1 protein-coding gene is annotated in these 616 nt (G+C 41.1%); it reads left to right on the top strand.

From position 1 onward, the window contains the following. Positions 1 to 616 (top strand): Ig-like domain-containing protein (locus JS605_RS17455; protein ID WP_203259011.1); only part of this gene is annotated, 616 nt, incomplete at both ends.

The raw sequence follows: 616 nt of genomic DNA, 5'->3' as shown, positions 1-616 counted from the left end.
ACCAAACGACCCAACCGATGATACGATAGATTACACACCAACCGCAGACTACAACGGCCCAGATCAAATAACCTATGAGATCTGTGATGCAGATGGGGACTGTACCACCGCAGTAATAGATGTCATGGTCAACCCAGTAGATGATGCACCTATTGCAAATAATGATGCTGGATCAACTAACGAGGATGTTGATGTAATTATAGACATAACAGGTAATGATACAGATTCAGATGGTACAATTGATAATTCAACTATTGATTTAGATCCAAATACTCTTGGTCAACAAAGTACGTTCACAGTTCCAAATGAAGGAACATTTACTGATAATGGAGATGGAACAGTTACTTTTGATCCTGTACCTGGATATAATAATGGTACTACTACAATTACCTATACGGTCAATGATAATGATGGTAATACATCCAATGTGGCAACCATATCTGTAACGATACCAGCTTGTCCAAGTTCATTAGATAGCGATGGAGACGGACTAACAGACTGTGAGGAAACTACAGGAATAGACGATCCAAGTACCCCAGACGATCCAACGACGTTCCCAGGCGGACCAACGAGTGATCCAAACGATCCATGTAGTCCAATCGGCATTAACACAACA

It is taken from the genome of Hyunsoonleella ulvae, from assembly GCF_016827605.1.
Taxonomy (GTDB): domain Bacteria; phylum Bacteroidota; class Bacteroidia; order Flavobacteriales; family Flavobacteriaceae; genus Jejuia; species Jejuia ulvae.
This window is presented reverse-complemented; position numbering and strand designations above follow the sequence as displayed.